The sequence below is a fragment of the Microcystis viridis FACHB-1342 genome (genome assembly GCF_014698335.1).
In the GTDB taxonomy this organism is placed as follows: Bacteria; Cyanobacteriota; Cyanobacteriia; order Cyanobacteriales; family Microcystaceae; genus Microcystis; species Microcystis ichthyoblabe_A.
Genome location: NZ_JACJSV010000111.1, coordinates 1 through 7,979 on the forward strand (window position 1 = coordinate 1; position 7,979 = coordinate 7,979).

10 protein-coding genes and 1 pseudogene are annotated in these 7,979 nt (G+C 43.0%); 2 read left to right on the forward strand and 9 right to left on the reverse strand.

Annotation, left to right across the window (positions count from 1 at the left end; all coding sequences use genetic code 11):
- Positions 1 to 120: 120 nt before the first annotated feature.
- Positions 121 to 1,590, forward strand: a complete 1,470-nt coding sequence (locus H6G40_RS21995) for a carotenoid oxygenase family protein (RefSeq protein WP_190538242.1) — start codon at positions 121 to 123, stop codon at positions 1,588 to 1,590.
- Between the two features lie 44 nt (positions 1,591 to 1,634).
- Here H6G40_RS21995 and H6G40_RS22000 read toward each other — a convergent pair whose 3' ends face one another.
- The 7 genes from H6G40_RS22000 to H6G40_RS22030 all read right to left on the reverse strand — a co-directional run bounded on the left by H6G40_RS22000 (position 1,635) and on the right by H6G40_RS22030 (position 6,649).
- Complete coding sequence (locus H6G40_RS22000; protein ID WP_016516823.1) at positions 1,635 to 2,510, reverse strand: Tab2/Atab2 family RNA-binding protein; 876 nt, start codon at positions 2,508 to 2,510, stop codon at positions 1,635 to 1,637.
- A 139-nt stretch (positions 2,511 to 2,649) separates the two neighbouring features.
- Positions 2,650 to 3,669 carry a glycosyltransferase gene (locus H6G40_RS22005; RefSeq protein WP_190538243.1) on the reverse strand — a complete coding sequence of 340 codons (1,020 nt, stop codon included), beginning with the start codon at positions 3,667 to 3,669 and terminating at the stop codon, positions 2,650 to 2,652.
- Between the two features lie 316 nt (positions 3,670 to 3,985).
- On the reverse strand, positions 3,986 to 4,291 hold the full coding sequence (locus H6G40_RS22010) for a DUF3593 domain-containing protein (protein ID WP_002732802.1): 306 nt from the start codon (positions 4,289 to 4,291) through the stop codon (positions 3,986 to 3,988).
- Positions 4,284 to 4,595: a DUF2499 domain-containing protein gene (locus tag H6G40_RS22015; RefSeq protein ID WP_002734463.1), complete on the reverse strand. Its 312-nt coding sequence runs from the start codon at positions 4,593 to 4,595 to the stop codon at positions 4,284 to 4,286. The genes H6G40_RS22010 and H6G40_RS22015 overlap by 8 nt, the downstream gene beginning before the upstream one ends.
- A 137-nt stretch (positions 4,596 to 4,732) precedes the next feature.
- Positions 4,733 to 5,716 carry a glutathione synthase gene (gene gshB, locus H6G40_RS22020; RefSeq protein ID WP_069475110.1) on the reverse strand — a complete coding sequence of 328 codons (984 nt, stop codon included), beginning with the start codon at positions 5,714 to 5,716 and terminating at the stop codon, positions 4,733 to 4,735.
- 15 nt (positions 5,717 to 5,731) lie between these two features.
- Entirely contained in the window at positions 5,732 to 5,992 is a 261-nt protein-coding gene (gene grxC / locus H6G40_RS22025) for a glutaredoxin 3 (protein WP_002791228.1), read from the reverse strand.
- A gap of 63 nt (positions 5,993 to 6,055) precedes the next feature.
- Positions 6,056 to 6,649 carry a hypothetical protein gene (locus H6G40_RS22030; protein ID WP_069475109.1) on the reverse strand — a complete coding sequence of 198 codons (594 nt, stop codon included), beginning with the start codon at positions 6,647 to 6,649 and terminating at the stop codon, positions 6,056 to 6,058.
- A gap of 86 nt (positions 6,650 to 6,735) precedes the next feature.
- Here H6G40_RS22030 and H6G40_RS22035 point away from each other — a divergent pair, with 86 nt between their 5' ends.
- Positions 6,736 to 7,176, forward strand: coding sequence for a hypothetical protein (locus H6G40_RS22035; RefSeq protein WP_002753281.1), 441 nt, complete (start codon positions 6,736 to 6,738; stop codon positions 7,174 to 7,176).
- On the opposite strand, the gene H6G40_RS22040 is transcribed toward H6G40_RS22035, so the two are convergent.
- Together H6G40_RS22040 and H6G40_RS23560 are read right to left on the reverse strand one after the other, a co-directional pair.
- Positions 7,173 to 7,460, reverse strand: a complete 288-nt coding sequence (locus H6G40_RS22040; RefSeq protein WP_002733084.1) for a YggT family protein — start codon at positions 7,458 to 7,460, stop codon at positions 7,173 to 7,175. The two genes, H6G40_RS22035 and H6G40_RS22040, sit on opposite strands and share 4 nt — an antisense overlap.
- A gap of 288 nt (positions 7,461 to 7,748) precedes the next feature.
- Positions 7,749 to 7,979, reverse strand: a pseudogene (locus H6G40_RS23560) (flagellar assembly protein H); the annotation flags it as partial.

Consider the following 7,979-nt stretch of genomic DNA (forward strand, 5'->3'; position numbering starts at 1 on the left):
TAACAAGGGAACAGTCAAACTAGGAGCCGTGTGAGGTGAAAGTCTCACGCACGGTTCTGAATGGGAGGGGAGGTCGGTGACGACCTTCTCGACCCCTAATAATATAAACTTAAAACTACCATGGTATTAACTCCGACAATTGGCGAAAAATCCTATAATCGTCAGGATTGGCAAAAAGGCTATCAATCCCAACCTAACGAGTACGATTACGAGGTAGAAGACATCGAGGGGCAAATTCCCCCCGATTTACAGGGTACAGTCTTTAAAAACGGCCCCGGTTTACTCGATATCGCTGGCACGGCGATCGCTCATCCCTTTGATGGGGATGGTATGATCAGCGCGATTAGCTTCAATCATGGGCGTGTACATTATCGTAATCGTTTTGTTAAAACCCAAGGTTATCTCCAGGAACAGAAAGCGGGAAAACCCCTTTATCGCGGTGTTTTCGGCACGAAAAAACCGGGGGGAGTTTTCGGCAATGCTTTTGATTTGCGTCTGAAAAATATTGCTAACACTAATGTTATCTACTGGGGTGATAAATTACTGGCACTTTGGGAAGCGGCCGAACCCCATCGCCTCGATTCTAAAACCCTTGATACTATTGGTTTAGACTACCTCGATGGTATCTTGGAAAAAGGCGATGCTTTTGCCGCTCATCCTCGCATCGATCCCGCTTGTATTTTCGATAATCATCAACCATGTCTGGTAAATTTTGCCATCAAAACGGGTTTGTCGAGTGCCATTACTCTCTACGAAATTAGTCCCACGGGTAAGTTATTACGTCGTCATACCCACAGCATACCGGGCTTTTGTTTTATCCACGATTTTGTTATTACTCCCCACTACGCTATCTTTTTCCAAAACCCGGTTGGTTATAATCCTTTTCCCTTTCTTTTTGGGTTAAAAGGTGCGGGAGAATGCGTTATCAATCAACCGGACAAGTTAACTAAGATTATTATTATCCCCCGGGATCCTAACAAAGGAGAAGTGAAAGTTTTAGAAACTCCATCGGGTTTTGTCTTCCATCATAGCAATGCTTTTGAACAAGGGGAGAAAATTTATATTGATTCTATTTGTTATCAATCCTTACCACAACTGGATTCAAATAGCAGTTTTCAATCGGTAGATTTTGATAGTTTAGCACCCGGACATCTGTGGCGATTTACACTAAATTTATCAGAAAATACCGTTACAAGAGAATGTATTCTAGAGCATTGTTGTGAATTTCCCAGCATTCATCCTGCAAAAGTTGGTCGAGATTACCGTTATTTATACATCGCTGCCGCTCATCATGCCACTGGTAATGCTCCTTTGCAAGCAATCCTAAAACTGGACCTATTAACGGGAGAAAAACAGTTACATTCTTTTGCTCCCCGGGGATTCGCAGGTGAGCCAATTTTTGTGCCTAAACCCGATGGAATCGCTGAAGATGATGGTTGGTTATTGGTAGTCACCTACGATGCAGCCAATCATCGATCAAATACGGTAATCTTAGATGCTAAAGATATCACTAATTCCCTAGCAGTTATCCATCTTAAACATCATATTCCCTACGGGTTACACGGTAGTTGGACTAGACAATGTTTTTAAGTTAATTCTGTGGGGGTGGATTGAAAACCCACCCTGACTAAACTTTACTCTTGAGATCCTTCTTGTAGTAGCCAAAAACCAGCGAAGGATTCCGATTCAGGGTTAGATTGAATGGCTAAAAAATGCAGATTATTGGCTTTTTGTTTAGCTTCTTCAAAGTTTTTGGCTTCCTTTAAAGTCTCGGTATTAGTGACGTTGACGAGAATCCAGCTATCACTAGCACCCGTTTCTAAACGTAGCACGGGACGGGAACCAGTTTCTAACTTTAAATAGGCCATTTCTAACCCTGACATCCAACCAGCTAGGGGTAAAGCGCGGGGGGAAAAAATAACTAAACCGGGGATTTTTAGATTCTCATCTAATCCCATTCCCAGTATAGGCAAATTTTCTCCGAAGCTAATATCCCAATCTTTTAAATCATTAAAAGAAGACAATTCTAGCGTGACAAAGGCCCATTTATCGGCCTTATCTCCCCGGACAGCATCGGGAAGAGGAACAGCATTTAAAGGAGGATAATTCACGGAAGCAGTTTTAGTTAAATTTTGATCATAACCAACTTCTTGGGGGTAGAAATTAACCATTCTTTCTTCTATCCATCTAGTTAAAGCATGAGTGCGACGACTAGGGGAAGCGGGAATACCGATATCCTCGCAAGCTTTGCTAATCATGTTATTCATCTGACGACGGAAAAAGCGGATTTTTTTGGGAGTTACCCCCGCTGCCTTGATAGCTGCAGTAACTGCCTCTCCTAACCATTGGGAATTAACCATCGTATTAGGACAATAACTGGCATATTTAAATATTGTATCGGAGGAGCGATCGATTGTTGCCGGAGTTTCACAGATTAATAATTCCCATCTTTTTTTATTATTTTCATCCACCACCGGCCGCGAATAAAAATCAAGTTCCCAAATAGTCATATTTTTTTCAGTTATCAGTTATCAGTTATCAGTTATCAGTGATTCAGTTATCAGATTTGAGTTTTCAGTGAACAATATTAAGTGGCAAGTTCCGAGATGTCTTTTCACTGATTACTGTTTACTGATTACTGTTTACTGCTCACTGCTCACTGAAAAATCCCCTATTCCCGACAACAGTACGAACGCGGTAGATAGGACGTTTTTGGGATTCATGGTAAGTTCGCATCAAAATTTCTGCCAAAAGACCAAAACAGAGTAATTGTACCCCAGTTAAAAAGAATAACACGGCCAGGATTAACAAAGGTCGATCGCCGATTTCTTGTCCGAAACCGAGTTTGAGAATAGTCAGATAAGTGCCTAGAATAATCCCCACTACCATCGATAACAGTCCGTAGAGTCCAAAAATGTGCATCGGACGGGTGAGGAACTTTTTCATAAAAAAGACAGTAAATAAGTCCATAATCACGCGAATTGTGCGACCTAAACCATATTTACTCTGTCCGAACCGTCTAGCGTGGTGATTAACGGGAATTTCGGTTATTTTTGCCCCTTCAATAAAAGCCAATGCGGGTAAAAAGCGATGTAATTCCCCGTAGAGATTCATATCGGCGATTAATTCGGCTCGATAGGCTTTCAAAGAACAACCGTAGTCGTGTAATTTGACCCCTGTAACCTTTGCTATTAGCCAATTAGCTATTTTTGAGGGTAAAAGCCGTTTTACCTGGTCATCTTGGCGATTTTTGCGCCAGCCACTCACGAGGTCATAACCTTCCTCTAATTTGGCCAATAATAGGGGTATATCATTGGGATCGTTCTGTAAATCGCCGTCGAGGGTAATGATGACCCGTCCCGTGGCATAATTAAATCCGGCAGCCATAGCCGGGGTTTGTCCGTAGTTGCGTCGCAATATTACCGCCTTGAGATCATCGCGATTTTTGGCTAAATTAGTTAAAACCTCGGTGGAACCGTCCTTAGAACCGTCGTCAACACAGATAATCTCGTAGTTAATTTGATAAGAACGCAAAATCGAGGCGATACTCTCGACGAGATGGGGAATACTGTCCACTTCGTTATAAATGGGAACCACTACCGATAAAGTCTGGATGGCAGCCTGCGGGTTTGGTTCGTTGACACTGATGGACGGTGTAATCGGGGACATATTTGACTGACGCGGGGACGTTTTGGGGCGATTGTATCACAATTCAGTTATCAGTTATCAGTTATCAGTTATCAGTTATCAGATGTGAGTTGTCAGTTCACTGATTACTGTTTACTGTTCACTGTCCACTGTTCCCTGAAAATACCCCCCACTTCCCCACTTCCCCACTTCCCCACTTCCCACACCCTACACCCTACACCCTACACCCTACACCCTACACCCTACACCCCAATTCCCACTTCCCCACACCCTACACCCTACACCCTACACCCCAATTCCCACTTCCCCACACCCCACACCCCACACCCCACACCCCTTATCCCTGTTCCCCTTTCTCTGTTTCCTTTTTCGCTAAAATTGCCTGACGAAAACCTAAGACGACGAGAATATTGGAGAGGGTGAGGAAAAGTTCGGCGCTGCCGTGTAACCAATCGACGTTAGCTAATTCTTGACCATAGTGGATTTTGGCGTAGATACCGGCAGGAATGGTGATAAAAACGAAGATTAACAGCACATAAAAGCCAATTAGGGCTAAACGGGGCATTTTTCCTGAACGAGTGACAAACCAAAGAAACCCCAGATAGGGAAACAGGGAAATGGCAAATAAACTGTCTTTATTCATTGTTAACGCTAATTTTACTGGAACGCCACAGCCACCAACCGGCAGCACAGAGGGTAAAATTTCCTAAGACAGTCATGGCTGCCTGTAGGGTGACTAACCAGGATAAGGCACTGATATTATCAAAAAAATGCCATGTACAGGCACACATGGCCCCAATTAAAGCGGGTAACATTCCCCAAGATAACATTCGCCACGATCGATCGCTACTGATGTCGCCATAGGTCCAGACTAACCAGATCGCCGCTATCCATTCTACGACACTCGATACATGAACTATCCACGTCGGTATTGATAAAGCATTCATTTTTTTACAGTCATCAGTTATCAGTTATCAGTTATCAGTGGGTAAGTTATCAGTTATCAGATTTGAGTTTTAAGTGAGCAGTATTAAATAGAAGTTTCCTACTGTCTTTTCGCTGATTACTGTTTACTGTTTGCTGTTCAATGAAAATACTCTCCATTTCCCGAAAAACTTTCTAGCCATTTAATTACCTGTTGACCTAAGCTAACATTGTTTAATCGATCGATCTCGCGAATGCCGGTGGGACTGGTGACATTAACTTCCGTCAGATAGCCACCAATCACATCCAATCCGACAAAATACAGGCCATCTTCCCGTAATTTTGGGGCTAAAGTGGCACAGATTTCTAATTCTCGATCGCTGATTTCTGTTTTTGCTACTCGTCCACCTACGGCCATATTACCGCGAAATTCTGAACCGGTGGGAATGCGATTAACTGCCCCGATGGGTTCACCATTGAGGACAATAATGCGTTTATCTCCTTCTTTGGCAGCTGGTAAATAATCTTGAATCATTACCGGTTCTTGTCCCCATTTTGTGCTAATTTCAATCATTGAATTGAGATTGCGATCTTCGGGACTAAGAAATAAAATTCCCTCCCCTGCTTTGCCCCCCAAAGGTTTCATAACTGCCGCCCCTTTTTGGTTGACAAATTCCCTAATCGTCGCTTTATCTTGGGAAACAATTGTGGCGGGCATTACCTGAGCAAAGTGAATCGTGTATAACTTTTCGTTGGCATGGCGTAAACCCCTAGTTGAGTTAATTACTTGAGTTTTTTGGGGGTCGATCAGGTCTAATAAATAGGTGGCATAAAGATAGGCAATTGTCACGGGTGGGTCTTTTCGCATCCAGACAAAATCGAAGTTTTCTAGGCAGGTAAAAACTGTCTCTTGTCTTTGATACCATTGAGATACAGCCACCCAATGATTATCTTTTAACTCCACGGGAACCAGTTCAATTTTAGTTAGTTTTGCCCAAGCTTTTCCCGCAATCGCACTGAGATCTGTGATGGAAGTCATCCAGACTTCATGGCCTAATAATTGGGACGCTTCCATGATAGCTACACTGGTATCATGGCCCGGATCGAGATGCTCGATCGGATCGATAATAAAGGCTAGTTTCATTAATAGTTTTTATCCTTAATTCTGCAACAGGGGAGCTAAACCACCACTTCTATCTAAAGCATAGATGTCATCGCAGCCCCCGATGTGTTGATCGTTTATAAAAATTTGTGGTACACTTGTACGGCCATTGGCTCGATCGGACATTTTGGCTCGCGCTTCTTCATCACCATCGATACAATATTCGGTAAACTCCACCCCTTTTTTCTTGAGTAATGCTTTAGCGCGGATACAGAAAGGACAGGAACTCCAAGTATAGATCTCAACATTAGCGGCCATAAAATTTATCTCCCTTCTTTACATATCTTAAATTTTAGCCGATAACCGAGCAGTGATCTTCCTTCAGGTCAGAAAACGCCAATTAGGGCGATTCCACCGATATATTCCTTGTATTTCCCATTCTTCACCGTTTTGAAAGCGAATACGGCAACTAACAGGGGGGGAGTCATCCTCACTTTCATTTACTTCTATTACCTCACAGGGAAACCAGTCGCAACTATCGGCAGCGTCTGCGGGAATCCATTCCCATAATCCATTAGACACCTCGATCGCATCTCCCACCTGTAATTTTTCTCTGGTTAACCTTAATTTTTGTAAATATTCTTGCCAATGAATCGGTTTTATGATACTCAACCAAGCCAAGCCATACTGATCGCGGATAAATTGTACCGCACCGGAAGGGCGATCATTAAGCCAATCATTGAGGAGGGAACTTTTCCAAGCTAAATTTTCCCGTTCTTGTTTGAGGATAAATTCCAGTAAAATCTCCCTTTGCATAGATGTTAATTCATCTAGGGGATTGCCATCAGCGAGGGAATTTCGCTCAAAAAACACCTCTAACAAAATTTCTTTTTGTTGTTGATTGAGAGGACAGAATAAAGCCTCACACTGGAGAAAAGCCGCTTTGAGAGTGGTTTCAATCTCATCTCGATCCATGAGAGTCCTAAAAAAGCTGATTTCAAAGGGTGACGATCCACGATAATCTAAGTATTGGGGAAATCATACCGTAAAATCACTCATCTATGACACCACGCTCGCTCACCGTTTTGCTCCTTTCTGTTCTTTTCTGGCTGTCTAGCTTGCTTATCATCCCTACTGCTCAAGCTTTGACCCCAATTCAACTATTAGATGTATCTTACAAAGACTGTCCCCCCGAATTAGCCGAGGGGAGTGTCACCAGTGGGGGAACCAGTTTTCCGGCTAATTGTTTTTTAATCACTGGCAAAGCTAAAAATAATTCTGGAAAAACCGTCTATGATGCCGATGTTTTTGGTCGGATTTACGATGCTAACGGGGAACCGGCTTTACAAAATCGTAGCCGAGTCGGGGCAATTCCCGAAGTGCCGCCGGGGATTAGTGATTTCGAGATCAGAATTTCTGTTTCTACCAATCAACCAACCCCCTTGCGACTGGAAAAATTCAAAGCTTCCGGTTTTACCAGTAGTGTGGATCCGCGGATTTAGAAACCGCTGCTGACCAGACTGCTGGCCCCTGTGGCTACGACACTCTGAACAACGTTGAGCAGCAGGAAAGCGAGGATCGGGGACAAGTCCATCCCGCCTAGGGGTGGGATAATCGAGCGAAAGAGATTTAAATAGGGATCGGTAATCGGACTGAGAAAAGACATAATCTGATAGGCCCAACCGGCATTTTGGAACCAAGTCAGTAAAACCCTAACAATTAGGATTACCGAGTAAATTTGTAGGAAATTGTTGATTATCGTCAAAATAAACCCTATATCGCTCATAAATAAATCTTTCCTCAAGTAAGGCGTGATGGTTAGTTTAGCTTTGATCTTACCAAAAAAATCGTCTTTAGTTACTCTCGCCGTCCTATCTTAGTGGTTTTAACCAGCTATCGGCATTCCTCCTGGTTGACGGACACCGGGTAAGAAAACTGAATACAGTAGTTATCTTAATAGTGAGGTACGCAGTTTTCCTTTTGGGGAGACTCCGATTATTCAAGTAGTTTTTCCATAACCTTTGTATTCTCTGCATAAGTGAGATGCTCCCGAGTATTTACCGAATCACTACCTCTCAGGAGTGATAGGCAATTGATTAATAGCGATAATTGCCGTGCGATAAAGCGAGGGAAGAAAATAGACTCCTTCTGGTTAATCTGACCTTAACTTTGCTCCAAATCCTTCTAAAACAGTGATACGAGCGGAAGGGGATAAAATCCACAAACGAGGGGCATTGTCTTCATTGTAACTCTGATTTTCCCGTTTAGCTTGTCTTTGCAGTTCGGCTAAAATCGTCAAAAGTTT